Genomic DNA, 25,606 nt, shown 5'->3' with positions numbered 1-25,606 from the left:
GAGAGAAGTGGAAGGAGACGTGGACCGTCTTCTTCCTTAGTTGGCCGCGACGACCTCAGATTTGGCTGAGATGTCTTCGGTTGGTATGCGGAACCAAGCCACGTACAGAGCCGGGAGAAACAAAAGCGTCACAACCGTTCCCACGACGATCCCGCCCATCATGGCGTAGGCCATGGGCCCCCAGAAAATCTCCCGTGATATGGGAATGAGGGCGAGTGTCGCCGCCGCCGCGGTCAGCATGATCGGCCGCATCCGATGCTCGGTCGCCTCGACAACAGCGCGCCATGGCGGTGTGCCTTCACTTCTGAGATGCTCGATCTGGACCACAAGGATTACAGAGTTTCTGATCAGTATCCCGATTAGAGCCAGTATGCCAAGGATCGCGACGAAACCCATCGGCGCATTGCTCACCAGGAGCGCCGCGACGACGCCAATCAATGCTAAAGGGGCCACGGCAAACACAAGAAACAGGCGGCTGAAACCTTGGAGTTGGATCATGAGGATCGTCGCCATGGCGAACAGCATCAACGGCGCAACGGCGGCTATCGGTCCCTGAGCGTCACCGCTCGCCTCGACAGAGCCGCCTACCTCCACCTCGTACCCGACGGGGAGAGTCTCTCTGAATTTGTCGACTTCAGGCTTTAACTGTTCAACAATCGTCGCGGGCTGAGTGGAACCTTCGACCGCGGCCTTGATGGTGATTGTGGGTATTCTGTCCCGCCGCCCGATCATGGGTTGTTCGAGTTCATACCGGAATTTAGCGACAGCCGAGAGAGGTACAGATTTCCCATTTGCTCCGGGTAGCTGCAGATTTCGAAGTGTCTCGATTGAGCCCCGTTCGCTGTCCTGGGCCCTCCCGATAACATTGATCAGATAGATGCCGTCCCTTATCTGCGTTGCCGAAGACCCTTGTACAATCCCGTTCAGAGTTGTCGCGATATCTTCTGAGGTCACCCCGAGTTGCCTTGCCTTATCCTGGAGAACGTCCACCTTGACCACCCGCGTCGGTTCGTTCCAGTCGTAAGCCATGTTGGTGACGCGTGGGTTTTCATTGACGATCGCTCCGAAGGACTGGGCGATTTGGCGAACTTTCTGGATGTCCGGCCCGCTCACCCGATATTGCACTGGTTTTCCAACAGGAGGCCCAATGTCCAAAAGCTTCACGAACGCATCGGTTCCGGGGAAGGTCTTGGTGACATAATCCTGCAGGTCTGCGCGAAGTCTTTTTCTTGCTTCGAGATCCTTTGCGACGATAACGACCTGACCAAACCATGCCGCCGGCGTCTGTACGTCGTAGGACAGAATGAAGCGAGGCGCGCCCTGACCAACATAAGTCGACCAATGATCGATGTCGGTGTTTCCTTCAAGCTTCTCGCTCTCGAACTGCATCATCTGGCGGCTGGTTTCAGCGATAGTGGTGTTTTGAGGCATACTCCAGTCTACGATGAGTTCGACACGGTCGGATGCCGGGAAGAACTGTTGCTGTACAAGACCCAGTCCGGCAATGGACAAGGCGAAGGCGGCGCATGTCGTGGCAATAGTTACCCAGCGCCAGCGCATCGCCAAGCCGAGCATCCACGAGAACGCGGTCGCTATGCGTCCCTTGCGTTCGTGGTTCGACTTCATGGTTTTGGGTAGGATGGTCACGCCGAGCAGGGGGGTGAACAGGACCGCCACGATCCACGACACGACGAGAGAAACCGCAATGACAACGAAGAGTGTGAAGGTGAATTCGCCCGCGGCACTGTTGTTGAGGCCTATCGGAATGAACCCTGCGACAGTCACGAGGGTTCCCGTCAGCATAGGGAAAGCGGTCGAGGTATAGACGTAGGTCGCTGCCTTGCGCAGATCGTCACCGACTTCAAGCCGTGCAACCATCATCTCGACCGCAATCATGGCGTCATCGACGAGAAGGCCCAGAGCGATGATGAGCGCGCCGAGAGAGATACGCTGGAGTGAAATGCCCGCATACTCCATGACGACAAAGGTGATCGCCAAGACGAGCGGTATGGAGATTGCCACAACAAGCCCGGCGCGCACGCCCAAACTGATGAAACTGATGGCAAGTACGATGGCGATCGCCTCAAACAATGCAGTTGTGAACCCCGAGACAGCTTCTTTAACAACGGCAGGCTGATCCGAAACACGCTCGACGTCCACGCCAATCGGCAAATTAGACACGACGCGCTTCATCCGGGCGTCGAGCTCCTTCCCGAAATCCAGGAGGTTCGATCCAGCCGTCATGCCAATAGCAAGGCCGATCGCCGGCTTCCCCTTAAAACGGAACAGCGACGTTGGCGGATCGACGTAGCCACGCTTTATCGTCGCGATGTCGGTCAGCGGAAAATATCGGTCGTTGACCCTGAGATTGATCTCTTTGAGGCTCTCTTCGGAAGTGAACTGTCCACCGACCCGAAGCGCTATCCGTTCGGGGCCCGCGTCCATGAAACCGGACTGCGTTACCGCGTTCTGTGCCTGCAGCGTGTCAATGACAGACTGACGATCTATCCCGAGGGCGGCGATTTTGCGTGTGGAAAATTCGAGGTAGATCGCCTCGTCCTGAGCGCCGACGACGGCGATTTCCCCGACATTAGGAACAGTCAGTAGCTTGGCACGCGAGTCTTCAACAAGATCGCGCAGCTGACGTTGCGTCAGGCCGTCCGCCGTAAAAGCATAAATGTTACCGAAGACGTCGCCGAAGGTATCGTTGAAAAATGGACCCGCGACACCGCTCGGAAACTCTCCCTTGATGTCGTTGATCATGTTTCGAACACGAAGCCAGTTCCCAGTAACGTCCTTTGCCTTCGTCGTTGCCTTCAGCTCAAGGAAGACAGTTGTCCTTCCGGCTGTCGTCTCGCTGCGGGTGAAATCGAGCGAGTCCAGTTCCTCGAGCTTTTTTTCAATCCGGTCAGTGACCTGTCGCGTCATCTCTTCAGCGGACGCGCCGGGCCACTGCGCACTGACGGTCATCGTCTTGATCGTGAAAGCAGGGTCTTCCTCGCGGCCGAGATTAAAATATGAAAGCGTGCCAGCGAGTATGAAAACGATCATGAAGTACCAGACGAGCGATCGGTGCTCGAGCGCCCAGTCAGAGAGGTTGAAAGATTTCACTTGTTGATCTCCTGCCCGACGCGGACGGTCTGGTCGTCCTCGAGCTTGTTGACACCCGCAGTGACGACACGGTCGCCTGGCGCGACCCCCTCTGTCACCGTGATGGTTGTTTCAGACATGGGATCGCCATCGAGGATAACGACGCGGGAAGACACTTTCCCTGTTTGGGCATTGATGACCCATACCGAAGGCTTTCCATCCACCATCCGGATTGCGGACGCGGGAAGTCGAATGGTGGGCTGTGAGTCAGCGGCTGCGCTGGCCGTGATGACCGATCCAAGCCTGAGCGCTTGCGGAGGATCGACAAGTGTGAGCCTGGCGCGGCGGGTGCGCGTCGCGTCATCCGCTTCTGGTGCTATTTCGCGAACGATCCCTGTCGCGTGGATCTTGGGATCAAGCTGCAAAGAGACGTCGAAGGCAGTACCTTGTACCAGGAGCAAGCTGCCTGCTTCCGGCACGTCGATGACGGCCTCGCGTTCTTCCGGTCGGGCGACTTTTGCAACACTCTGTCCCGCAGAGACCACTTGGCCAACTTCCGCAGAGGTTGCCGTCACGACGCCGTCGAATTCAGCCAGCAGACGAGAATAACCAAGTTGCTCTTCGGCTTTGTCGAGATTTGCATGGGCTTTGGCAACAGCCGCCTCGGCCGTCCTGCGTTCCAGCTCAGCGGTCTCGTAGGCGGCCTTCGCTCCCGATTGTTTTTCGAAAAGTGTTTTTTGCCGCTTTTCGATCGTGCGGGCGTTTGTAAGCTGCGCCAGGCTGTTGGCAAGGTCAGACTGCGCGCTCTTGACGGAGAATTCGAGCGCGAGTGGGTCGATAGTAGCGAGAACATCGCCTTTGTTCACCAAGTCGCCGACTTGGACATTGCGAGCCACAACCCGACCCAGGATGCGGAAACCAAACTCCGTTTCCACGCGTGCCCCGACTGTCCCGGCAAAAGCCGTAGGTGCAACAGGGAGACGCTGGGCGATTATGGATATGACCGGGCGCGGCTGTTCTGCTGGCTCTTTTTCCTTCTGACAAGAGGCAAGAAGCGATGCTCCCGACATCAAGATGCAGAAACGTAATGTCGTATTCATTTGGCGGCTCCAGCAAAGTCAACAACCTGGCCATCGCTCAGGAACTTGGTGCCGTTGGAAACGACGATGTCGCCCTCGGCAACGCCTGAGCGGACTGAAAAGTGTTCCGTACGGTAGTTTGAAACGTCCACGGGACGGAGCGATACTGAATTTGTCTCAGGGTGCACGATCCAAACCGCTGGACGGCCCGCATAGGATCCCATTGCGGACCAGGGCAATTCTATTGTTTCGGCCGGTACGTAGCGTGCCGTGGCGATGACTGAACTTCCAAGTCGGGCGTCGCCAGCGCCTTCAAGGCTTAGCTTTACCCTAATTGTCCCTGTCGTAGTGTCTATGGTCGGGGAGACTTCCCTAACCTTCGCTTTGAAAGTCTCTGCACCAGACAACATTTTGACGTCCACGTCGCTCTCTATCGCGCGCCCCAGAAGGGCGGACTCGTCGGCGTTGATAACCGCGTCGCGCGGCCCGTCGTGAGCGAGCGTGAAAACCACCGCAGCCGCTTGTGCGATTTGCCCGACTTCCACGCTACGAGCGGTAATCACCCCGCTGGCATCCGCCTTAAGGTTGGTCTGATCGAGCGCGTCGCGCGCGGTATCAACCTGTGACTGTGCCGACTGGACGGTGGCCTGCGCCGTCAGTACTCCCTCTTGCGCATCGTCTAGAGCCGCTTGGGTGGTGACACCTGTCGTGAAAAGGCTCTGCTGTCGCTTCAAAGTCTGCATTGCCTGGGTTTGCTGGGCCAGTGCGGACTGGAAGCCGGCCAGTGCGACCTGGAGGTCAGCGTTCTGTTCTTCCGGATCAATTCGAGCGAGCACCTGCCCAGGCTGAACATGGTCGCCGACGTCGACACTAAGTTCCTTGATCCTCCCGCTCCCCCTGAACGACAGGTCGGTGGTGACCCTTGCACTGATTTCGCCTGTCGTTGAGAGCGTATCGGAAACTGAGGTCGCTTTCACGACGACCGTCTCTACTTGCCTAGCGCGCTTTTCTTTGGCCTCGTCTTCGGGTCTGCAGGCCGCCAAGGAAATAGCGGCAAAACCTAGAATAACGGTGTGTGAAAGTGCCCGTCTCATAATACGCCCCTTGAACAGCAATAGGATTGTGATAATATTGACTGACTAGATAGTCAACGAAAATATGATAGCGCTTCATTTCACAAGGTAGGATCGGGTAAATGGTGGAGAATTCGGGGAAATTGACGCGTGCCGAACAAAAGGCTCAAAGACCCATCCAGATTCTCGACGCGGCTTTCGAAGAGTTCGTTGAGCGCGGCTTCATGGCGACGCGCGTCGAGGATATAGCTGATCGCATTGGGGTCACCAAAGGTACGATTTATGTCTATTTCCCGACCAAGGAAGAGCTTTTCTCCGCGATGATCAGGCACATCTCGGTTCCGTTCGAAGTCGTTCTTACGGAGGCAAACGAGCTGTCTGGTACGTGTACGGAGCGCCTAAAATCTCTTATTCGATTGTTCTACGAGCGAGTGCTGGAGAACCGCAAAACACGTGAGATGCTGCGTTTTGTGGTCGCTGAAGGCTCGCGCTTTCCCGAGGTTGTTGACACACATTTTCGAGAGCTTATGGAGCCGATATTCGCGCGAACGCAGGTGCTATTGGACGAGGGCACGCATCTTGGCGAGTTCAGGCGCGCCCCCGCAGCGCGCGCCAGCATTATCTTTGCTCCGGTGCTGTCAATGGCAGTCGAGACGCTGATCTTCGGCAATCGCAAAGACCTCGATCTGCCAAGCTATATCGAGGCCCATCTCGACATCGTCATCAACGGGCTTGCGGTTTCAAGGGGGTAAGGTCATAAGCAGAGAACCCCGATAAGCACGCCAATGCAGCATGCGGAAATCAAGAATATGTCTGCCTAGCCAACCACAGTTTCAAGCACGGAGGATCGCAGGTTTCTAACTCAGGCACTTGCGGCCGGTCAGTCATCTCCCGGCTCTTCGATTGCATCTTCCGGCGATTAATACAGTGTAAAAATAGGGTTAGCGATGGCAACCGTTTGACTGGACACGCGTTGATCATCGCCGAATTTTGTTCTTTTTGAAATATGATGGAAGTCATGACCGCCGAACCGTCTGAGCTATATCGAGATATCTTTGTCGGAGACGGCGAAATGGCGCAAATGATGCGCCAGATTGATTGGTCGAAGACGAGTCTGGGTCCGCCTGAAACCTGGCCGCAAGCTTTGAAAGTGGCGCTTCGCCTTCTGCTCACGTCACGTTTTGAGATGTGGCTCGGTTGGGGTCCGGACATCAACTTTTTCTACAATGACGCGTATCGCCCTACATTGGGCAAAAAGCATCCGAACGCCCTCGCCGTCCCCACCAAGGTGCTCTGGGCCGAGATCTGGGACGACGTCAAGGATCGTCTCGCCACGGTCTACGAGACAGGCCAGGCGACCTGGGATCGCGCTCTGCTCCTGCTGCTCGAACGCGATGGCTATCCGGAAGAAACCTATCACACCTTCTCCTACAGCCCACTTGTGGGCGACAGCGGCCGGGTGGAGGGTGTTTTCTGTGCGGTGACCGAAGAAACGGAACGGGTCATCAGCGAGCGACGCATGGGCACTATGCGACAGCTTGCATCCGCGCTCGCGGTCGCTGACCGCGCGGATGATGTCTGCCTCGCGGCGTCCAAAGTCATGGCCGAGAACACTTTGGATCTCACCTTTAGCTTGCTCTACATCTTCAACGATGATGGCAGCGCAGAACGCATCTGGGCAAACGGGATATCGCGAGATCATCCTCTCGCGCCAGCTGGGTTGACCAACGACAGCGCTGTCTGGGATTTGCGGAGCATTTGGAACAGTCAATCGCCCGAGTTGGTTGATATTGGTGACTTTAGCGAGGTGCCGACCGGTGCCTGGCATCGGCCTGCAATGCAGGCAGCGATCATACCGCTTGTCGGACAAGGGGGTGACAAGCCCAAGGGCGTTCTTATCACCGGCCTTAACCCCCACCGCCCCATCAATGACGATTATCTGGACTTCCTTAAGCTGGTTGCTGGCCAGATCGCGTCGCGCCTCGCAAGCGCTGAAGCATTCGATACCGAGCGAAGGCGTGCTACGGCTCTGGCCGAAGCTGCCCAGATGCGGGAAGACGCCGCAGTGACCCTCGAGAAGTTGAACCGTCAACTGGTTTCCGAGGTCGAACTGCGCACGGCCGAGCGGGATCGCCTTCGAGCGCTGTTTCAGCAGGCCCCAAGCTTCATGTGCATTTTGCGCGGACCGGATCACGTGTTTGAGCTGGTCAACGACGCATATCTGCAGTTGGTCGGGCATCGAGAGCTAATTGGTTTGGGTGTGCGCGACGCACTGCCGGAAGTCGCTGGCCAAGGCTTTTTCGAGTTGTTGGATGGTGTGTTTCATTCAGGGCAAGCCTATGTCGGCCGCAACATGCCGGTCCTCCTCAAGCGGATGGACAAAGAACAACCCGAAGAGCGGTTTATCAATCTCATCTACCAACCGATTTTCGATCAGGCGAACACTGTTGCCGGCATTTTCGTCGATGGCTTCGATGTGACCGACCAGAAGCGTGCCGAAGACAAGCTACAAAGCCTCAACCACACGCTTGAGCAACGGGTCGACCAGCGCACGGAGGAGTTGCGCACCGCCTTGCTCCAGCTGGAGCGAGAATCGATTGATCGCGAGGCGGCGCAAATCGCCCTGCGACAAGCCCAAAAAATGGAAGCGCTGGGCAATCTGACGGGCGGCGTCGCGCATGACTTCAACAACCTTTTACAGGTGGTGAGCGGCAACCTGCAGCTTTTGTCCAAAGACGTCGCCGGCAACGCGCGCGCAGAGCTCAAGGTTCAAAATGCGCTCGCAGGCGTGTCACGCGGTTCCAAGCTCGCGTCCCAGCTTCTGGCATTCGGTCGACGGCAGCCACTCGAACCAAAAGTCGTCAACGTCCGCAAGCTCATCCAGAACATGGACGACATGCTGCGGCGGGCGCTAGGAGAGGAAATCGAACTGGAGATCGTCATCTCCGGTGGCCTCTGGAACACATTGATAGATGCGAGCCAATTGGAAAACGCCATCCTCAACCTTGCGATTAACGGCAGAGATGCGATGGAGGGCCACGGACGGCTGACGATCGAAACGGCAAACGCCGTTCTCGATGAGGATTATGCCCGCACTCACGACGATGTTCGACCTGGGCAATACGTGCTCGTCGCCGTGACGGACACGGGTTCCGGCATACCACCGGAGATTCTCGAGCACGTGCTTGAACCTTTTTTCAGTACCAAGAGCCAAGGCAAGGGAAGCGGTCTTGGGCTGTCGATGGTGTACGGCTTCCTCAAACAGTCGGGTGGTCATCTCAAGATCTACAGCGAGGTCGGCCATGGCACGACGATGAAGATTTACATGCCGCGGACAGTGCACGCCGAAGACACCCTGGCAGACATGAACATGGCCCCGGCAGAGGGCGGCACGGAAACAGTTCTGGTCGTTGAGGACGATGACGCTGTGCGCGAGACATCAGTGGCATTGCTTAGCGATCTCGGATATCGCGTGCTGAAAGCACGGGATGCACAATCGGCTTTCACGATCATCGACAGCGGCGTGCATGTCGACCTGTTGTTTACCGACGTCGTCATGCCTGGACCTATGCGTAGCACGGAACTCGCCCGAAAGGCCAAAGCCCTGTTTCCCGGCATGGCTATCCTCTTTACCTCAGGCTACACGGAAAATTCGATTGTCCATGGAGGTCGCCTTGATGCCGGCGTCGAATTGCTCTCCAAGCCCTATACGCGAGATGCACTCGCCCGCAAGGTTCGGCATGTGTTGGGGAACGCGGCACAACACAAGATCGCCGCAGACAGGCTCGAATCGCAGGAAATCAAGCAGGCCCAATCACAGCTAGCAACTTTGCCGGTCAGAATACTTGTCGTCGAAGACGAGCCGCTTATCCTCATGTCGACGGTCGACATGCTGACGCATCTTGGCCATTCAGTGCAGGAAGCAGGGTCCGCCGAGGAGGCACTCCGTATCCTTGAAAAGGAAACCGTAGACATATTGCTCACCGATGTCGGCCTGCCGGGCATGTCTGGATCTGATCTTGCCAGGCAGGTCAGGGATCGATGGCCCGACGTTCGCATCGTCTTTGCAAGTGGTGGAGACACCGGCCGGACCGAGTCTGGCGTGGGTAATGCGCTGCAACTCTCCAAACCGTTCCGCACCGAAGATTTGGCCGAAATCATAGCCAAGGCGATCGCTGTGGTTTGAGTCCAGGGCAACCGTTAATGACGCATCTGCGGATCGAAGAGATCAGCGGGATGAACGGGCGTCAATCTGGCATCGAGCGCTGTGGATCTGAGTTTACTGTGCCAGTTTTTCAGCCTCCAGCCGAAGGACAAAGACCAAACCGTCGACCGACCAATCATACGCGGTCACCCCAGCCTCCCTTACGGGGTCAACATTCCAAGCCGATTGACACTCAAGCCATCTCGCACTGGTAGCCGATCGTCATTTTGGCGCACCGACTTTCAGGCCAGTCCAGTGAGCGGCAAAGGCCCATAAATCCCCCACTTCATCAATCATCTTGTTCATCGGTTTCCCGGCTCCATGGCCAGCGCGGGTTTCGATGCGCACGAGACGGGGTTTTGGTCCGAAATCCTCCGCCTGGAGTGCGGCAATATACTTGAAGCTATGAGCCGGAACGACGCGATCATCCGTGTCTGCAGTCGTGGCCAATACCGCTGGATAATCCTTGCCCGCCTTGATGGTGTGGTAGGGCGAATAGGAAAGCAGATTGTAGAAATCGTCCTCGACTGCCGGATCGCCAAAATCGGTCATCCATAACTGGCCACCGGTGAACTTGTGATAGCGCAGCATGTCCATCACGCCGACGCCTGCCAAGACCGCCGCGAAGAGATCGGGACGCTGGTTCGTGACTGCCCCAACGAGGAGCCCACCACCGGATTCGCCGTGGATGGCAAGACCGTCCGCAGACGTAATGGCCTGCGCTTTCAGATATTCGCCAGCGGCGATGAAGTCGTCAAATACGTTCTGCTTGTTGTCGAGGCGCCCGGCATTGTGCCATGCCTTGCCATACTCACCGCCGCCGCGAATATTGGCGATTGCCATGACACCGCCCTGCTCGACCCAGGCCATTTGTGCGGGGTTGTAGTAAGGGATCATGCTGATGCCGAAACCGCCATAACCATACAGCAGTGTCGGAGCTGGCGCGGTGACATCCTTGCGGCGGACGACGAACATCGGAACGCGCGTGCCGTCCTTCGATGTGTAGAACTTTTGCTCGACGATGATCCGATCGAAGTCGAAACCGGCGTCCGGCTCGGCCCAGACAGTGCTCGTGTTGGTGGCGACGTCGTAGCGGTAGACCGTGGTTGGAGCGTTGAAACTGGTGAATATAAAAAATGCCTCGTCGTCTGGCGCACTTCCGCGAAACCCTCCCGCGCTGCCGATGCCCGGTAGCTCGACCACGCCATCAGGTATCCCATCGAGGTGGTAACGGCGGACTTCGGTTTTCGCATCGACGAGGTATGTCGCAATCAGCCTTTGCCCCAGCATCCAGGCGTTGGTGAGAACCGCCTCCTGTTCAGCCACCAGGTCCTTGAACGTCGCACCGGCTTCGGAAAGGTCCAATGTTACGATCTTCCTGCGCTCGGCTTTCTCGCTGGTCATGATGAAGAGCGTCGTGCCCACATTGCCGATAACGCTCCATTCGGCGTGAAAATCGTCGATAAGTTTGCGCGGCTTCCAATCTTCGCTTTCGAGATCCACGACGGAAAGGGAATTGGCACCCACTCCCGGCGTCGAATAGATCATCGCGTATCGACCGTCGTTGCTGACATCGACCACGTTTATCAGGTTGGGCTGGTCCTGGGTGGCGTAAAGCAGCCGGTCTTGCGACTGGTTTGTGCCAACAGCGTGATAATAAATGGCGTGATTGGACACGCCTGACTGCGCCGAGACACCTTTCTCGGGATCAGGATAGCGGGAATAGAAAAAGCCGGAGCCATCTTTGAGCCACGAAATCTCGGTGAATCTGGCCCACTTGACCGCGTCATCAAGCACTTTTCCGGTTTTCACGTCCAATATATTGATCGTGTGCCAATCCGTGCCGCCATCCTGTACGGCATAGGCCAGATGCGAACCATCATCGGATACCGACCACGCGGCGAGAGCCGTTGTTCCATCCTCAGTCCAGCCATTGGGATCGATCAGGATGGTTTCAGCGCCGTCCAAACCCGTACGAACGTAAAGCGCGGCCTGGTTCTGGAGGCCAGAATTGCGGGTATAGAAATAGCGCTCACCACGCTTTTCCGGCGCCGTGAATGTTTCGTGGTCGAACAGCGCCGTCAGCCGCTTCGTGAAGACTTCGCGACCGGGCAGTGTCTGGAGATAGGTATCCGTCGCCTCGTTCTGGGCTTTGACCCACGCGCCTACATCCTTATCACTGCGGACATCGTTTTCGAGCCAGCGATAGGGATCAGTGATCGTCTGACCAAAGTGCCTTTCTACAACGTCGATACGCTTGGTGTCTGGATAGCTGATATTGGGCATGGTTGGTAAAACCTCCGAATTTGCTAAAGCGCTGCTGGCGAACGCCAGCAGCGGAAGTGCGTAGAAGAATGCGAGAATTGTCATAGCGTCTCCGATTTCAGGCGTGACGAGACAGGGCCGTAGATGACCCATTTTCGATGGCTCGTTGCACAATGGATTTTTACCGCTCGACGGGATCGCAGATGGGCAGCGTACTGGCCGTACGGATCGCTTTCGCGAGTTGATCGATGATCTCCGGAAGCGTGAACTTCCTGGCATATGTGATGGCGGCGGTGCTGACATCCTCGTCGACCACCCGAATCGCAGCCATAACCGAAGCGGCGCAAAGGCGGACATCGAAATCGCTGGCCGGACGTTGAGCGCGTTGGGCAACGACCTCGATCAGTTGCCCCTCTCCGAGATGACAGGACATCAGCCATGCGGTTCGCAGAGCGGGTTCCTTCGGAAGCAATGCGATCAGCCGAACGGCGAGTACGTCGTCTTCAATCTCGTGTTGCGTTTGTTCATGGGGCCGGATCGCCGCATGAAGATAGGCTTCAATGGAAGCTTCCGCCGGCCATCGGCGCAGTACCGAGGCAAACCGCAAAGCGGAGACCGAAAAGAGCGGCTCTACACACGCCTCCTTTGAGCGAAAATAACGCCAGACAGTTCGCTTCGAGAGCCCTGCCGCCTCGGCAATGTCGTCGCCGCTCGTTGCCGCGAGTCCATGCTCTAAAAACAATCTGGCCGCATGTCGGGATACAATCAAACGAGCTTCTTCGCGTTCCGCAAGCATACCATAGACCCCGTCACTTAGTGACACCATAGATATGTCACTAAGTGACAGCGATCAACCCCTGTCTCGCGAAAAACGCGAATACATGCGCAGGTGCATGCATGTCAAAGCCTGTCGCGCTCGCATTCTCACTCTTATGGCGATGTATTGAAGCAACGCCTCATGGCATCCGCTGCACGTCGACCCCGCCGCAGTTACGGCGGATCACAGTCGCGGAGGCTGCCCGTATCACCGATGCAAGCCATCACACCATCAAGGACCATCTCAAGGCACTCGCGGATCAAGGGCACCTCGTCCTGCACCGTGCCGGCCGCGGCGCCTGGTGCGGTCTCTCCTGATGAACCGGAGTCAAGCCCAGCTGAATAAGTTTGCTCTTGAACGGAATCGAACCCCAACAAACAAACTTAGCTCTCCTAAACCAAGTAAGCCCCTGAATTTACAAACCCTAGTGATCTCATTCCGCCGCCACCTTCTCATCCGCCTTGCGGCCTTCCCATTCCTGTGGTGTGAGCGTCTTGATGTCGAACTGGTCGCGGGTGCGGGTATAGGTATGCCCGCCCATGCGGCCCACCGCATCCATGAGCTGTTGGTCGATATGCAGGTTGGCGGTGTTGACAGCATCGCTGCGAACGAACACGCCGACGACTTCGCCAAGGATGATTTCACGGGCTGGGCCGACCTGAAGGGTGGTGTGGCGGCGGCATTCCAAGGCGGCGGGCGCTGCGAGAATGCGTGGGCTGCATACCATCTGACCGGGAACGGTCGCGAGGCCCGCCTCCTCCATCTCGTCTACGTCAGGGCCGAACTTGATGGCGCAGATTTCCATCTGGTCGACCAGCGCGTTATCGCAGATGTGGACAGTGAATTCGCCCGTCTCGCGGATGTTGCGGGCGGTGTCCTTGAAGCGCATGTCCGAATAGTTCTCGACGCCGATGGCGACGATGGCTGGATCATGGGTCAGAACATTGAAGAAGCTGAATGGTCCTGCGTTGGGCGTCCCGTCCTTGCTGACCGTTGTTACCAGCGCAATCGGACGCGGGATGACAGTGCCAATGAGAATTTTGTAGCGTTCCCGCTCGCTGAGCTTGGCGAAATCGAAATGGGTGTGGTCGGTCATATCAGGCCTCGACAGGGATGCGGTGGGTTTCAAGTGGGGTGTGGCGGGAGAGGTTTTCGAACCCGTCCTTTGTGACGACATACATATCGCCGACATTACCGCCTGCCGACAGCGGCTCAAGCCATTGCGTGTGCAGCACGAACACCATGCCCTCTTCCATCCGGTCATAGTTGTGGGATGAGATATTGAAACTGTTCTGGCCACCGGCCATGCCGACCGAGTGGCCGAGATTGGGGTTATGCGGCCCATGCGTTGCCGGGTAAACATGCATGAGAGTGCGGCCCTGCGCCTCCCAGTCGATATTCTTGACATATTGGCGCGGGATCAGCCGCGCGCTGCCATCATCCATCGGAGCCCAGTTGTAAGGCATGGTGCGGGCTTCCGGTGAGGAAAGCATGCCGCGCTCGATCATCGGCTCGAAGGCCGCGTTGTTGACATCGCGCATCAGCGCGCCGGGCCGGATCAGCTGTTCGGCACGTTTGACGCCGTCAGTGCAGGCTGCCAGCACCTCCTCCTGCCGCTTGGTGATATCGCCAACGGCGATCATACGAGCGGTCTGGGCGGTGTAACCGCGATAGGTGATGTTGGAGACGTAGAGATTGATGAGATCGCCCGGACGGACGACATGGCCGTAAGGCTTGCCACAATGGGTGCCGAACTCGTTGATGCCAATCTGGTAACCGTCTCCCGTTTCGCCACCAAAGGAAAGCTGCGCTTGCGTGAAGGCGGCATAGATTTCGTGATCGGTCACACCGGGCTTGGCAACATGATAGGCGGCCTGCGTAGCGATGCTAACGAGTTGGGCTGCCGCTCGGAACATCTCGATCTCGCGTGGCGAGCGCACCTTTTGCATGCGGTCGAGAATGGCATTGTCAGCGACGAACTTGGCCTTCGGCATCAGTTCGTCAAGAGCAGCCCAGAAGGTGAGTGATGTACGATCACCGATGCGGCCGATCTGCGCTTTTGCCAGGCCCATGCCAGCCAGCAGTTCGGCGCATTTTTCAGCGGTCTTGATGACACTGTCGCCGGGACGGTCGGCGTATTCGCGCCCGATTGGGCCGATCTGCCAGATGTCTTCCACCAGCACCGGCTCCCCCCCCGGCGGCAGAAGCACGGACTGGGTAAAGAAGGATAGAAGCACCATCGGCTTGTCGGCATCCGTCGGGATGATCAATACGCCTTCACGCATCCAGTCGCAGATGTAACGCAGATAGTGGTTGGACGTGTGGAACCAGCCGACACCGCCGGTATGGACCAGCAGCGCATCATGCCCAGCCTCGACGGCTTGACGGCGGATGCGGCGCAGGCGGTCTTCGAACTCTTCAACGGGCAAAGGCAGCGGTGCAACAAAGTCGAAATCCGGTTGGAAATCGGCCAGCAGCGATCCGATGCGATAATTGCCTGACTTATTGGCATGTATGTTCATTGGGTATTTCCTTCCAAAGTATTTTTCTGTGTTCAGGCTTGCCGCGATGGCGCCAGCACCCGCCTTGCAACCAGCATCACCACCAGTGTGAGTGCGATCAGGATTCCCGACATCGCGGCGACACGGACATCGAGCGATTCCTCGATCAATGCGAACATGCGCAGCGGCAGCACGGTCGTCTGCGCATCGGCAAGGAAGAGCGAGACGGAGACATTGTCGAGCGACTGGATGAAGACGAGGAAGGCACCGGCCAGAATTCCGGGGGTGAGCAGCGGCAGGATCACGCGCCTGAGCGTCGTGTACCACGTCGCGCCCATGACAGTGGAGGCTTCCGCCAGCGAAGGGTTGATGCCCTGAGCGACGACGGATGCGGCGCGATACATCAGCGGCCCGAAGACGACGATATGGCCGACAACGGTGAGCCAGAGCGATGGCTGGAAACCGACGAAGTTCGCCACGATCAGTGCCGCCAGACCATAAACGAGGCTCGGCAGAACAAGTGGGGCCAGCAGAAACGGCTCCAGCGCATTGACCGTGCGGCGTCTCATCCGCGCCATGCCGATGGTAGCAGGCACGGCAAACAGCAGCGATCCCAGCACTGCGAGGCCCGCGATCTTCAGCGAATTGCCAGCTGCAATATGTTCTGTCCCTGAACGGACAGGATCGATCAGCGCTTCATACCAGCGCAGGGAGAACCCCTGCGGAGGATATTTGAGCGTCTGGCCCGAGGTGAACGACATGGTGATGGCAATGACAATCGGCGCCACGAGATAGAGCAGGCTGAGACTGCCGAAGCCAAAGACAAACGCTTTGTAGAGGAAAGTCGGGATCGGGTTTTCACGATGATTATGCATGGCCAACAAGCCTCCGGTGACGGGAAATCATGGTCATGGCAACGAGAAGAATGCCGGTCGACAATAGCAGGACGACGGCGATGGCTGAGGCCATGGACCAATCGAACAGCGTGCCAACCTCGCGGTAGATCAATTGCGGCACATAGACATTGCGAGCACCGCCGATGACGGCCTGTGTGACGAAGGACGCGCTGGTGCTGGCAAAGACGAGTATCCAGCCCGCCAGCAGGCCGGGCAACATCATCGGCAGGAGGACCGTGACGAAGATACGCCACGGCCCGGCACCCGAAACCTGCGCGGCCTCGGTGAACTGCACTGGCGTTCGCGACAGGATGGCGATCAGCGGCAGGATTATCAAAGGCAAGTCGATCTGACACATGGCCATGACGAGACCCAATTCGGTGGAGAGCAACGTGAACGGCCTCTCCGCAAGTCCAAGCGCGACGAAGGCCTCGCTGATCGGTCCCTGTCGTCCAAGGATAACGATCCAGGCGAACGTTCGCACCACATTGCTGGTCAGCATCGGGATGAGCGTCAGGAAGATGATGATCTGTCGCGCGGTCTTGCCACTGTGCCAATAGAGCAGTGCAATGGGAATGCCGAGCAAGGTCGTGCTGGCGATGGTCTGGAGGCCGAGCGTGGCGGTATTGACCAGCACCCGGTAGTTGAACGCATCGCCTAGAAAACGTACGTAATTATGCAGCGAAACACCGTCAGGACCGATGAAGCTGAACCCGACGAGAACGGCGAGCGGCGTCGCAAAGAACGCCACCGACAGCAAAAGCATCGGGATAACGTATGGGAAACCGCTCGCTTTCATGTGCTTACCTCAACCGGCGACGAGAGCGTCGAACTGGCGGATCCATTCCGCACGGTTCTTGTTGATTGCAGCCCAGTCCGGATAGACCAGCGATGCCAACTGTTCGCGCTTCACATAGGCCTCGATGCCTGGCGTGAGTTCCACTTCCTTGTTCGTCGGGAACATCTCCGTCGGTGGCATTTTGAGCTTGTCCTGCGCTGCCTTGGAGATGGCTGCATCCATATAGGCATAGGCCGCATCCGGGTTCTTCGCGCCCTTGGTCAGATGGATGTTGACGGGTGCTGCTGGAGAACCCGTTTCCGGCTGGACGAATTCGGCCTTAAGGCCCATGGACTTGAGACGCGCGACATTGCCTGTCGAGCACATGAAGACGGCGATTTCGCCCTGTTGGAACAGGGTCATCTGGTGGTTCGTGCTGGCGACGACGCCTTTGATCTGCTCTGGATTGTCCTTGAACAGCTTGAACACGGCCTCCATGTCGGTTGGGCCCTTGCCAAATATCTTGGCGATTTCGGTATAGGCCATGACACCGGTGTTGGAGGCGAATCCGGTCCAGGACACAAGGCCCTTGTACGCCGGGTTTTCGAACAGGTCGCGATAGTCTTTCGGTGCCGGAACCAGATCCGGGTTATAAGCGATGCCATTGACTTCGACCGTCACAGTCGGGCCGTACTCACCCTGAAATGCCGGATCAAGCATGTTCCAGTTCTTGAGCTTGGACGGATCGATCTTCTGGATCAGGTCATTCTCGATGGCGACGGCCATCTGGCCGGGCGACATCAGCAGTGTGTCGTAAGGCGGGTTTCCGGGGCTTGCCATCACTTTGGCAAGCTGGTCCTGCGCCATCGCGGGTGCAACCGTCAGATCGAAACCGGCTTCCTTGACGAGTGGCGTCAGTACCGTGCGATATCCGTCTTCCCAGTTGCCGGGAAAGGTTGCGGCAACGGCTGTGCCCCCAGCGGCACGAGCCGCGAAGGGAGCGGTGACTGCGACAGCCGCACCGGCGGCAAGCAATCCGAAATGACGTCGTGTGATGTTAAAGTCCTGCATCTGTTCACCTCTATTGTTGTTGTTCATTCACTGGATGCTTCCGGTTCGCTCGGAAAGGCGTGACACCTCAAGGTGTCAATCTCGGCAAAGAGCTGTGCTCCCGGCTCGGGAATGAAGGTGGAAGGTCCGCGCACCTGCGAAGCGCGCAGGCCCGTGCCGTCTTCAAGGAGAAGATCGTGGACGAGCGTCGGCCCAAGAGGAACGGACACGGTCAGCCGCGCTGGCAATGCGAATTCACTCGGTTTTGTTGAAAGACGGACGTCTTCGGGGCGGAAGGTGATGGTGACCCTGGAGCCAACAGTAAAGTTCAGGCGGCGCGGGAGAACGAGTGTCTTGCCATTCGTAAGCGCAATGGTCGTCGCCTCAGCATCAAGTGTCTCCACCGTGCCATGCAACAGATTGGCCTGCCCGATGAAGGTGTTGACGAAAAGCGTTTTCGGCCGGTCATAGACCGCCATGGGCGTGTCGATCTGCTCGACATTGCCCTTGTTCATCAGCACCAGACGTCCGGCAAGGCTTTGCGCCTCTTCCTGATCATGGGTGACGATCAGCGTTGTGATGCCGAGGGTTTTCTGGAGATGCAGGAGTTCGACCTGCAAATCGAAACGAAGCGCGCGGTCGAGCGCGCCGAATGGTTCGTCCAGCAGCAGAAGCGAGGGCCGCCCGGCAATGGCACGGGCAACCGCCACGCGCTGCTGCTGCCCACCGGAGAGTTCGCGGGGCAGCCGGTTGCCATAACCCTTCAACTGCACGAGCGAGAGCATTTCCTCGACGCGCTCCTTGCGTTTCGCACGCGGCACCTGCTGGCAGGCCAGCGGATAGGCGATGTTTTCAGCCACAGTCAGGTGCGGGAACAGGGCGTAATTCTGGAACACCATGCCGATGCCGCGGGAGCGCGCCGAAACATTGGCAAGATCCTGTCCACCGAGCTGGATGACACCGCTCTTCGGCTGGATCAAACCAGCAATCGCCCGCAGGACCGTGGACTTGCCGCAGCCGCTCGGCCCCAGAAGTGCTACGATCTCGCCAGCCGCAACCTCGAACGAGATATCGCTGATCGCATTCTGCCCACCATAGCTGTGGGTGAGGCCGCGAACGCTGAGCTGCTTGCCCTCTGCTGCCTTCGAGGCGTCTGCCATTGATATACCTTCGAGTTGTGCCGCGCCGTCAAAGCGCTCAGCGCCTGACGGCACTAGGCGGAGATGGGATCGGTCGGCGATGTGAGCTTCGTTGTGGGTCATGCCAAGGGATTTGCAAACGGTATGCCAGTTTGCCGATATCAACCGTCATTTATTTTCAACGAATTGATAAATAACATTTATTTTTGTTTTTTATAGTTCCGAATATTCATAATAATATCATATCGGATTTATCTTCGAATTTAAAAAATGGGCAATAGACGTCCATATCGCTTATTCATTAAGCAAGGTTTCAAGACCAAAGACGAGAAATTGCCGGGGATTCGCAGAAAACATCACTGTAGATCATGAACGTCGTTTTTTAAAAAATTGACGGAATACCTCGTAAAAGCAGCGACTTGGGTAGGTCCTGCATTAATTCAGATCGTCGGCAACACCATCAGAGATGATTTTTTAATCAATCTATTTTCGTAACTTCATACGAATATCTATACGGAAGCATGAAAATTCACGGCGTTTAAAATATGCGTTTAAAAACAGGACACTGAACACTCGCCCATCAAGCTGGCACGCCGATTGCTTTGAGGTTCCTGTGAATTCACGCTGATAAAAATCAAAAAGGGGATCGCATGCGCAGCTTTACGAAAACTCTCAAAAACGGCCTGACCGGCATCGCCTTCGCGCTGATGGCCACCTCGGCCCTTGCGGCAGAAGGTCCCGCCGTAAAGATGGTGCCAGACGCAGATGTCGCAAAACTGCCGGGTATCGCATTCGACCAGAAGCTGGCTGACCGCTTGCCTCCAGCGATCAAAGACAAGAAAGTGCTCAAAGTAGCAACCGACCTGACTCCGCCGATCAGCTTTCAGGCGGAAGACGGCAAGTTGATCGGGATCGATGCCGATATTGCAGCAGCGCTCGGCGTCATTCTCGGCGTCGATGTTCAAATGACCAATGTCGGTGCAGGTGCTGCCATCGTGCCCGCCGTCCTGTCCAAGCGTTTCGACATGACCATTTCCGGCATCAACGACGATGTGGAGCTGGAAAAGCAGGTCGATGTCATCGACTACATGTTTGATGCCACGACGATCATGACCATCAAGGGCAATCCTCTCGGCATCAAGAGCATGGAAGACCTCTGCGGCAAGAAGGTTGCCGTGCCGGTCGGCACGTTCCAGGCACGCTTGGTGGAGACAGCATCGGCCAAATGCACGACACCTATGAACATCATGTCCATCCCGAAAATGCCTGACGTCTTGCAGGCCGTGCGCACCGGCCGCGCCGACGCAACCGTCAACGGTTATGCAACCAGCGTCTACACAACGGAAAACCAGACCGGCAAGGGCGTTGGCCTGCAAGCACTTCCAGATGTTCGCCTCGCCGTTGGCTATCTCGGCATGTTGGTATCGAAGGACAGTCCAGACTTGCGTGATACGGTAATCGCCTCGCTTCAGCATATGGTCGATACCGGTGCCTATAAAGCCATAATGGAGAAATGGGGCCTTGGCCCGCTTGCAGTCAAAACCGTGAAGTTCAACGACGCCGCCAGCATGCCGGTGAATTGAGCCATGGCCCTATTCGCTCAACCCGTCAGCATGGCCATCGCACCACCGCTCGGCAAGCCGATACGGTGGGGGCAAATCACGTCAGGTACCAGCGCGATCCTCGCGCTGGCTCTCTTCATCCTCACCATCGCACGCAACCAGACTGTTCAGTGGGGCGAAATCCCGCGCTACATGGTCGATCCGGTCATCCTCGACGGCGTCGTTCTGACCCTGGAACTAACGGCAGGTGCCATGGTCTTCGGCATCGCCTTCGGCTGCATCGTCGCCGTCATGGCCACGAGCCAGAACATCGTTTTGAAGGCGCTCGCCGTCGCCTTCGTCTGGTGGTTCCGCGGCGTGCCACTGATCGTCCAGATCTTCTTCTGGTTCAACATTGCCCTGTTCATTCCGCAAGTGGGCATCGCCACCTATTCCATATCGATCAACGACCTCGTCACCCCTGCCCTTGCAGGCTTTCTAGCGCTCGGCCTGCATGAAGCCGCCAATATGAGCGAGATCATTCGCGGTGGATTGACCGCCGTTGATCGCGGACAGCGCGAGGCGGCCTCATCTCTGGGACTGCGACCGCTCCAGACCCTTCGAACCGTGGTTCTCCCCCAGGCGATTCGTCTGATTGTGCCACCAACCGGCAATCAGGCCATCGGCATGCTGAAAGCCAGCGCCATCGTTTCCGTCATCGGCATGCAGGACCTGCTGACCCAGGCGCAGGCCATCTATGCGCGCAACTTCCTCGTCATCGAACTGCTGTGCGTTGCCTCGCTCTGGTACCTCCTCATCACCACCATCGCATCCTTCGGGCAGCATTTTTTGGAAAAGCACCTAGCACCAAAAGGTCGAGATGCCGGTGCGCAGAAAGATACCCGGCGACGCGCCTGACGCGCCGCCACCTCCACCCTTAATCAAACGGAAATGCCATTGCAGCAAATCCGATCAGGAAACATCAAGGAGCAAAACATGAGACTCGGCATAGACGGACAGAAACTGCCCGAAGCCAGAAAGCGCGGGCCACTCAAAAGCCTCGAGCATGTCAAGGAACTCGGTCTCGGCGGCATCTTCTTCAGCACGGTCCTCGACATGAGCGAGACGTTGGACATAGGCGAACTGGCCGATATCAGAGCCAAAGCTGACGAACTCGGCCTTTACCTCGAAGCGGGCGTCGGCAAGATCAACCCCTATTGCAGCGCCGAGGCTCCGGAGTTCCGCGCAATAGGCGGTGGCGATGTTATCTTAGGCTTTACCCGCATGATCGAGGCGAGTGCGGGCATAGGCTGCCGCGAACTCTGGGTGTCGCCGGGCAACTTCAAGTCGGAATATCGCGGGCGGCTGGCCAATGACCGGTTCCGCACCGATGTAACCTGGGACGAGCAGTTGCGGGGTATCGAAAAGGTACTGCTGAAGCTCGCGCCTGTAGCGCGCGCGAACGGTGTTCACCTCAACATGGAAACCCATGACGAGATCACCTCGTTTGAAATCCTGCGGCTGATCGAAAAGGTTGGCGAGGACTGCATGGGCGTCGTCTTCGACACGGCAAACGGACTGCAACGGGCCGAACATCCGGTCTTTGCAGCAAAACGTGTCGCACCCTATGTCCGCCAGACCCATATCAAGGACGCCTATGTCGGCCATGCCACCGGTGGTCTCGATTTCCAGACCCGCCCCGTCGGTCGCGGCATTGTCGACTTTGCCACAATCATCCCCATTCTGGCCAAGGCCAATCCGGACCTGAACCTCTCCCTCGAAGTCGCAGCCTCCGTCGAAGACAAGCCGCGCAAGGCCAACCCCCGCCAGTGTATCGAGATCAACGACCCGATCTGGCGCGCAGGCCATCCGGATCTTAACGCTGAGGAACTGGACGCCTATCTCGAATTGGTGGACACGTTCGAGAAACGTGTGGCCGGCGGAGAAATACCTGATTGGGAAACCTATGAGGCAAGCCAGTATGGCTACCCGACCTATGAGCACCAGGCCTATGGCTTCAGCGAAGCGGTGATCTTCATCAAGGATTCTGCGCGCCACATTGAAGCGGTTTGTCAGGAGAGTGGAATTTCACTTTCGACGCCGTCCAGAAAGCGACAGGCAGCCTAATATCCCCGCTTTCATCGGAGACGTGTGTCATCACCTTTAAAAACCATGGGACGCACCGGAATTTTAGGATCAAGCGCATATACGCAGGAATATTTCCATGAAAATAATCATATCGCTTGATCCGATCTGGAGATGACAATGAAGACCACAAGGCGACGTCTAAGCGCCAAAGCCACAACAAAGGCTAGCAGCCCGGTGGATACGGCCGAAACCGCCAATGACGACGTGACCGAGCGCATCCGTAACACACTGGCCGCGGCCATTGGTGAGGGCGCGCTCAAGCCCGGCGTTAAGATTCTCGAAGACGCAATCGCAGACCACTTCGGGGTCAGCCGCACTGTCGTGCGCGGAGCACTTGGCGTGTTGGAGAGTGACCATCTTCTAGAGCGCAAGAAAAATCGCGGCACCTTCGTGGCTGAGCCCGGCATCGAGGAAGCAAAAGCCCTCTTCGAAGCGCGCCGCAAGCTTGAACACGTCATCCTCGAACTCGTCATGGACCGAGCAACCATCGATCAACTGGATGCCCTCGAAAAGCTGACGGACGAAGAAGAGCACATCCATCACCACGGCGATGAAAAGTCGAAAACGGTCCTATCCGGCAAATTCCATGTCGTTCTGGCAGAACTCGGCGGCAACGCCGTTATGACGGAGATGCTTTCCAAAATCGTCGCCCGCCTCTCCCTCGTCATGTCTCTCTATGAGGAAGAGCGCAAGGACGATTGCGGTGCCGATCACCATCGCCTGATCGTCGCAGCCCTGAAAGCGAAGGACCTGGCAAAGGCGCAGCAACTGATGGACCATCACCTCGCAGACATCGAGGGCCGCGTTAGGCTGACCGAGGGACAAGGTGACAGACATACGTTCTTGGCGGTGTTGGAGAATTTTTCCTGATTGCCACCTTGATGAAAATCGAACTGTCGTTCAACGACATACCTAGTTTGATAGAGGTCATAACCAGTCAGGATTTAATTCTGGAGCAACAGCGCATAGCCTGTATGCCGACGTTCACCTGTGCGGGTAAGTGCGCCCATCTCCACGAGTTGATGCGGTCTCGTGTGGCTGTGACCGAGATGTAGTTCTCTGCGCTCAAGCCGCCCACGAAACCCAGTGAGCCTTCTTTGCAGATGCGCGCGACTACCTTTTCTTGGCGCTCATTCAGTTGTCCTCGATATCCGTCGTAGGAACTTTGTTTTCTGGATGAAGAAATCTATGCGTTCGAGCGTCGCCTGTTGGGCGGCCAGATTGACCTGGCTATTTTATCTTAAAAGCTGTTGTCCGCGTTTTCTGAGGTGACAGATGTGACTACAATGGCCTATTTAAAACAGTGCCCAAGAAATCCAAGCAAACACCTGACAGTTCGAAAACACTGCTGCAACAACTTGCGGCAATGCCCGAAAAGCTATTCAGCAGCGCGTTCAAGGTGCAGTACGGCGCATTATGCTACCGTGAACCCGAAGGTTGTGACATCGAAGTTCTTCTCATCACGTCGCGAGGAACGGGGCGTTGGATCATTCCTAAGGGCTGGCCGATGAATAAGAAAAAGCCGCATGAGGCGGCCCGGATCGAAGCTTTCGAAGAAGCCGGCGTGATTGGCAGAGTGCACAAAAAGCCGGTGGGTCGATTCACATACCTCAAATGGCTCGAAACGGGGCAGGTTGCGCCATGTATCGTGGAAGTCTTCCAAATCGAAGTCACAAAAACTACGGATAGATACAAAGAAATGGGCCAACGAAATCTAGCGTGGGTCTCACGAGACGAAGCAGCGAGGCGTGTGAGGGAAGTTGAGCTCAAGTCCCTGATAGTAAATTTTCGTCCGAACACATGATCGGCCACTTGGCAATGTATCTAACAAAATTATCCCACCTTATTTCAAACCTCCGGCCGAGATTTCTGCGTTTCGCCTAGGTTTGCACACGAGTGCATTGCAAGCGTCCGCTCAACCTAGTACAGATCCAACATCGCGAAAGAGGAATAACGTACTTGATGGCCAAGAACTTTGTGACATCGATCGAAGTGGCCGAGAGGGCGGGAGTTTCACGTTCAGCCGTTTCCAGGACCTTTACCGCTGGCGCGAGCGTTTCTCCAGATGTGCGACAACGCGTGTTGAAGGCTGCGGGGGAACTTGGCTATCGTGTAAACCGGCTTGCGCAAACGCTAAACACATCGAGTTCCAACCTGGTTGGAGTTGTCGGGGCGAACTTGTCCTCGCCGTTTATCGCCAAGCAATTGGACATGTTAAGCCTGGGCCTTCTGCGACGAGGACAGCAGTGCTTGCTGCTGAATGCCGCCGATGCGCGAAGTAACATTACACCGTTGATCGAGTTGATCTTCGAGTTTCGGGCGCGTGCCGTCGTCGTCCTTTCCGGAGAGCCACCAGCCTCGATCATTGACGAATGTCTTGCGAACGGCGTTAAACTTATCGTCATCAATCGCAACAACACACGTGAAGACATCGATGTCATCCTGAGTGATGATATTGTTGGCGCTCAGCTTGCGGCCAACCGGTTGATTTCGGCAAGATGCCGGAAGATTGCGATTGTGTGCAGCGGCAGCCTCACTCCAACTCAAGTCAAGCGCGCGACCGCGTTTGAGGAGAGATTTTTGGAGCAGGGAGGAGAAGTTGTACGTTGGAGCGACGGGCCAACCGCCTACGAAACCGGCGTAGCCGCCGCCCAAGCCTTACTGCACGACACGCAAATCGACGGGGCATTTTGCGTCACTGACTTGATGGCGCTTGGGTTTCTTGATTCGGCGAGACAGCACTTCAATCGTTCGGTTCCTGACGAACTTTGCGTCGTAGGGTTTGACAACATTCCGCAGTCTGCGTGGATGGCCTACAACCTTACGACAATTGGCCAGTCATTTTCTGTGCTGACGGATTCCGTTCTTGCCGCCCTTGATCACGATGACGGTCACGTCTCCACACAAGTCGTTCCGGTAGAACTCATCGAACGCGGTACCGTCCGCTCCTGAACACGCATCTTCCTTTAAGCCAATAAATCCCTATTGCCATGAATGCACACGTGTGCAATGTTGAACACGTGTG

The 25,606-nt window shown here is 56.8% G+C and carries 19 protein-coding genes and 1 pseudogene; 8 read left to right on the top strand and 12 right to left on the bottom strand.

Annotation, left to right across the window (positions count from 1 at the left end; all coding sequences use genetic code 11):
- Positions 1-36: 36 nt before the first annotated feature.
- The 3 genes from RMR16_RS23155 to RMR16_RS23145 are packed head-to-tail and all read right to left on the bottom strand — an operon-like array spanning position 37 to position 5,263.
- Entirely contained in the window at positions 37-3,111 is a 3,075-nt protein-coding gene (locus RMR16_RS23155) for an efflux RND transporter permease subunit (RefSeq protein WP_320197950.1), read from the bottom strand.
- Positions 3,108-4,190 carry an efflux RND transporter periplasmic adaptor subunit gene (locus tag RMR16_RS23150; RefSeq protein WP_320197949.1) on the bottom strand — a complete coding sequence of 361 codons (1,083 nt, stop codon included), beginning with the start codon at positions 4,188-4,190 and terminating at the stop codon, positions 3,108-3,110. Before RMR16_RS23150 ends, RMR16_RS23155 begins: the two co-directional genes overlap by 4 nt.
- Positions 4,187-5,263 carry an efflux RND transporter periplasmic adaptor subunit gene (locus RMR16_RS23145; protein ID WP_320197948.1) on the bottom strand — a complete coding sequence of 359 codons (1,077 nt, stop codon included), beginning with the start codon at positions 5,261-5,263 and terminating at the stop codon, positions 4,187-4,189. Before RMR16_RS23145 ends, RMR16_RS23150 begins: the two co-directional genes overlap by 4 nt.
- A 101-nt stretch (positions 5,264-5,364) precedes the next feature.
- On the opposite strand from RMR16_RS23145, the gene RMR16_RS23140 reads away from it, so the two are divergent.
- Together RMR16_RS23140 and RMR16_RS23135 are read left to right on the top strand one after the other, a co-directional pair.
- Complete coding sequence (locus RMR16_RS23140; RefSeq protein WP_320197947.1) at positions 5,365-5,994, top strand: TetR/AcrR family transcriptional regulator; 630 nt, start codon at positions 5,365-5,367, stop codon at positions 5,992-5,994.
- A 320-nt stretch (positions 5,995-6,314) separates the two neighbouring features.
- A complete protein-coding gene (locus RMR16_RS23135; RefSeq protein WP_320197946.1) occupies positions 6,315-9,428 on the top strand; it encodes a hybrid sensor histidine kinase/response regulator in 3,114 nt (1,037 codons plus the stop codon).
- A gap of 240 nt (positions 9,429-9,668) precedes the next feature.
- Here RMR16_RS23135 and RMR16_RS23130 read toward each other — a convergent pair whose 3' ends face one another.
- The 8 genes from RMR16_RS23130 to RMR16_RS23095 form a co-directional block, all read right to left on the bottom strand.
- On the bottom strand, positions 9,669-11,816 hold the full coding sequence (locus RMR16_RS23130; protein ID WP_320197945.1) for a prolyl oligopeptidase family serine peptidase: 2,148 nt from the start codon (positions 11,814-11,816) through the stop codon (positions 9,669-9,671).
- A 76-nt stretch (positions 11,817-11,892) separates the two neighbouring features.
- Positions 11,893-12,507 (bottom strand): TetR/AcrR family transcriptional regulator, encoded by a 615-nt coding sequence (locus RMR16_RS23125; RefSeq protein WP_320197944.1) that lies wholly within the window; start codon positions 12,505-12,507, stop codon positions 11,893-11,895.
- A 454-nt stretch (positions 12,508-12,961) separates the two neighbouring features.
- Positions 12,962-13,624: a flavin reductase family protein gene (locus tag RMR16_RS23120; protein WP_320197943.1), complete on the bottom strand. Its 663-nt coding sequence runs from the start codon at positions 13,622-13,624 to the stop codon at positions 12,962-12,964.
- A 1-nt stretch (position 13,625) separates the two neighbouring features.
- Positions 13,626-15,050 (bottom strand): Xaa-Pro peptidase family protein, encoded by a 1,425-nt coding sequence (locus tag RMR16_RS23115; protein WP_320197942.1) that lies wholly within the window; start codon positions 15,048-15,050, stop codon positions 13,626-13,628.
- A 32-nt stretch (positions 15,051-15,082) separates the two neighbouring features.
- Positions 15,083-15,904, bottom strand: coding sequence for an ABC transporter permease (locus RMR16_RS23110; RefSeq protein WP_320197941.1), 822 nt, complete (start codon positions 15,902-15,904; stop codon positions 15,083-15,085).
- The gene (locus RMR16_RS23105) at positions 15,897-16,724 is read right to left on the bottom strand and encodes an ABC transporter permease (RefSeq protein WP_320197940.1); all 828 of its coding nucleotides are present in this window, start codon (positions 16,722-16,724) and stop codon (positions 15,897-15,899) included. The genes RMR16_RS23110 and RMR16_RS23105 overlap by 8 nt, the downstream gene beginning before the upstream one ends.
- 9 nt (positions 16,725-16,733) lie before the next feature.
- Positions 16,734-17,774, bottom strand: coding sequence for an extracellular solute-binding protein (locus RMR16_RS23100; protein WP_320198017.1), 1,041 nt, complete (start codon positions 17,772-17,774; stop codon positions 16,734-16,736).
- A gap of 23 nt (positions 17,775-17,797) precedes the next feature.
- The gene (locus RMR16_RS23095; RefSeq protein WP_413785933.1) at positions 17,798-19,015 is read right to left on the bottom strand and encodes an ABC transporter ATP-binding protein; all 1,218 of its coding nucleotides are present in this window, start codon (positions 19,013-19,015) and stop codon (positions 17,798-17,800) included.
- 527 nt (positions 19,016-19,542) lie between these two features.
- Here RMR16_RS23095 and RMR16_RS23090 point away from each other — a divergent pair.
- The 4 genes from RMR16_RS23090 to RMR16_RS23075 all read left to right on the top strand — a co-directional run bounded on the left by RMR16_RS23090 (position 19,543) and on the right by RMR16_RS23075 (position 23,451).
- Positions 19,543-20,475: an ABC transporter substrate-binding protein gene (locus RMR16_RS23090; RefSeq protein ID WP_320197938.1), complete on the top strand. Its 933-nt coding sequence runs from the start codon at positions 19,543-19,545 to the stop codon at positions 20,473-20,475.
- A 3-nt stretch (positions 20,476-20,478) separates the two neighbouring features.
- The gene (locus RMR16_RS23085; RefSeq protein WP_320197937.1) at positions 20,479-21,351 is read left to right on the top strand and encodes an amino acid ABC transporter permease; all 873 of its coding nucleotides are present in this window, start codon (positions 20,479-20,481) and stop codon (positions 21,349-21,351) included.
- A gap of 78 nt (positions 21,352-21,429) precedes the next feature.
- Complete coding sequence (locus RMR16_RS23080) at positions 21,430-22,560, top strand: sugar phosphate isomerase/epimerase family protein (protein ID WP_320197936.1); 1,131 nt, start codon at positions 21,430-21,432, stop codon at positions 22,558-22,560.
- Positions 22,561-22,698: 138 nt separating this feature from the next.
- The gene (locus tag RMR16_RS23075) at positions 22,699-23,451 is read left to right on the top strand and encodes a GntR family transcriptional regulator (protein WP_320197935.1); all 753 of its coding nucleotides are present in this window, start codon (positions 22,699-22,701) and stop codon (positions 23,449-23,451) included.
- 74 nt (positions 23,452-23,525) lie between these two features.
- Here the strand turns inward: RMR16_RS23075 and RMR16_RS23070 are convergent.
- Positions 23,526-23,813 (bottom strand): annotated as a pseudogene (locus RMR16_RS23070) (DUF4172 domain-containing protein); the annotation flags it as partial.
- A gap of 71 nt (positions 23,814-23,884) precedes the next feature.
- On the opposite strand from RMR16_RS23070, the gene RMR16_RS23065 reads away from it, so the two are divergent.
- A complete protein-coding gene (locus RMR16_RS23065) occupies positions 23,885-24,385 on the top strand; it encodes an NUDIX hydrolase (RefSeq protein WP_320197934.1) in 501 nt (166 codons plus the stop codon).
- Positions 24,386-24,543: 158 nt separating this feature from the next.
- Positions 24,544-25,533, top strand: a complete 990-nt coding sequence (locus RMR16_RS23060; protein WP_320197933.1) for a LacI family DNA-binding transcriptional regulator — start codon at positions 24,544-24,546, stop codon at positions 25,531-25,533.
- Positions 25,534-25,606: the final 73 nt, after the last annotated feature.

Origin of the sequence: Agrobacterium sp. rho-13.3, from assembly GCF_033957765.2 — a bacterium.
GTDB lineage: Bacteria > Pseudomonadota > Alphaproteobacteria > Rhizobiales > Rhizobiaceae > Agrobacterium.
The sequence above is the reverse complement of the archived record's forward strand: the minus strand, read 5'-3'. Positions and strand labels throughout refer to the sequence as shown.

Bases quoted from the DNA above. Each gene is read 5' to 3' on its own strand.
- RMR16_RS23150 (WP_320197949.1), bottom strand. From the start codon at position 4,190: ATGAATACGACATTACGTTTCTGCATCTTGATGTCGGGAGCATCGCTT.
- RMR16_RS23145 (WP_320197948.1), bottom strand. From the start codon at position 5,263: ATGAGACGGGCACTTTCACACACCGTTATTCTAGGTTTTGCCGCTATT.
- RMR16_RS23140 (WP_320197947.1), top strand. From the start codon at position 5,365: ATGGTGGAGAATTCGGGGAAATTGACGCGTGCCGAACAAAAGGCTCAA.
- RMR16_RS23135 (WP_320197946.1), top strand. From the start codon at position 6,315: ATGGCGCAAATGATGCGCCAGATTGATTGGTCGAAGACGAGTCTGGGT.
- RMR16_RS23130 (WP_320197945.1), bottom strand. From the start codon at position 11,816: ATGACAATTCTCGCATTCTTCTACGCACTTCCGCTGCTGGCGTTCGCC.
- RMR16_RS23125 (WP_320197944.1), bottom strand. From the start codon at position 12,507: ATGCTTGCGGAACGCGAAGAAGCTCGTTTGATTGTATCCCGACATGCG.
- RMR16_RS23120 (WP_320197943.1), bottom strand. From the start codon at position 13,624: ATGACCGACCACACCCATTTCGATTTCGCCAAGCTCAGCGAGCGGGAA.
- RMR16_RS23115 (WP_320197942.1), bottom strand. From the start codon at position 15,050: ATGAACATACATGCCAATAAGTCAGGCAATTATCGCATCGGATCGCTG.
- RMR16_RS23110 (WP_320197941.1), bottom strand. From the start codon at position 15,904: ATGCATAATCATCGTGAAAACCCGATCCCGACTTTCCTCTACAAAGCG.
- RMR16_RS23105 (WP_320197940.1), bottom strand. From the start codon at position 16,724: ATGAAAGCGAGCGGTTTCCCATACGTTATCCCGATGCTTTTGCTGTCG.
- RMR16_RS23100 (WP_320198017.1), bottom strand. From the start codon at position 17,774: ATGCAGGACTTTAACATCACACGACGTCATTTCGGATTGCTTGCCGCC.
- RMR16_RS23095 (WP_413785933.1), bottom strand. From the start codon at position 19,015: ATGACCCACAACGAAGCTCACATCGCCGACCGATCCCATCTCCGCCTA.
- RMR16_RS23090 (WP_320197938.1), top strand. From the start codon at position 19,543: ATGCGCAGCTTTACGAAAACTCTCAAAAACGGCCTGACCGGCATCGCC.
- RMR16_RS23085 (WP_320197937.1), top strand. From the start codon at position 20,479: ATGGCCCTATTCGCTCAACCCGTCAGCATGGCCATCGCACCACCGCTC.
- RMR16_RS23080 (WP_320197936.1), top strand. From the start codon at position 21,430: ATGAGACTCGGCATAGACGGACAGAAACTGCCCGAAGCCAGAAAGCGC.
- RMR16_RS23075 (WP_320197935.1), top strand. From the start codon at position 22,699: ATGAAGACCACAAGGCGACGTCTAAGCGCCAAAGCCACAACAAAGGCT.
- RMR16_RS23060 (WP_320197933.1), top strand. From the start codon at position 24,544: ATGGCCAAGAACTTTGTGACATCGATCGAAGTGGCCGAGAGGGCGGGA.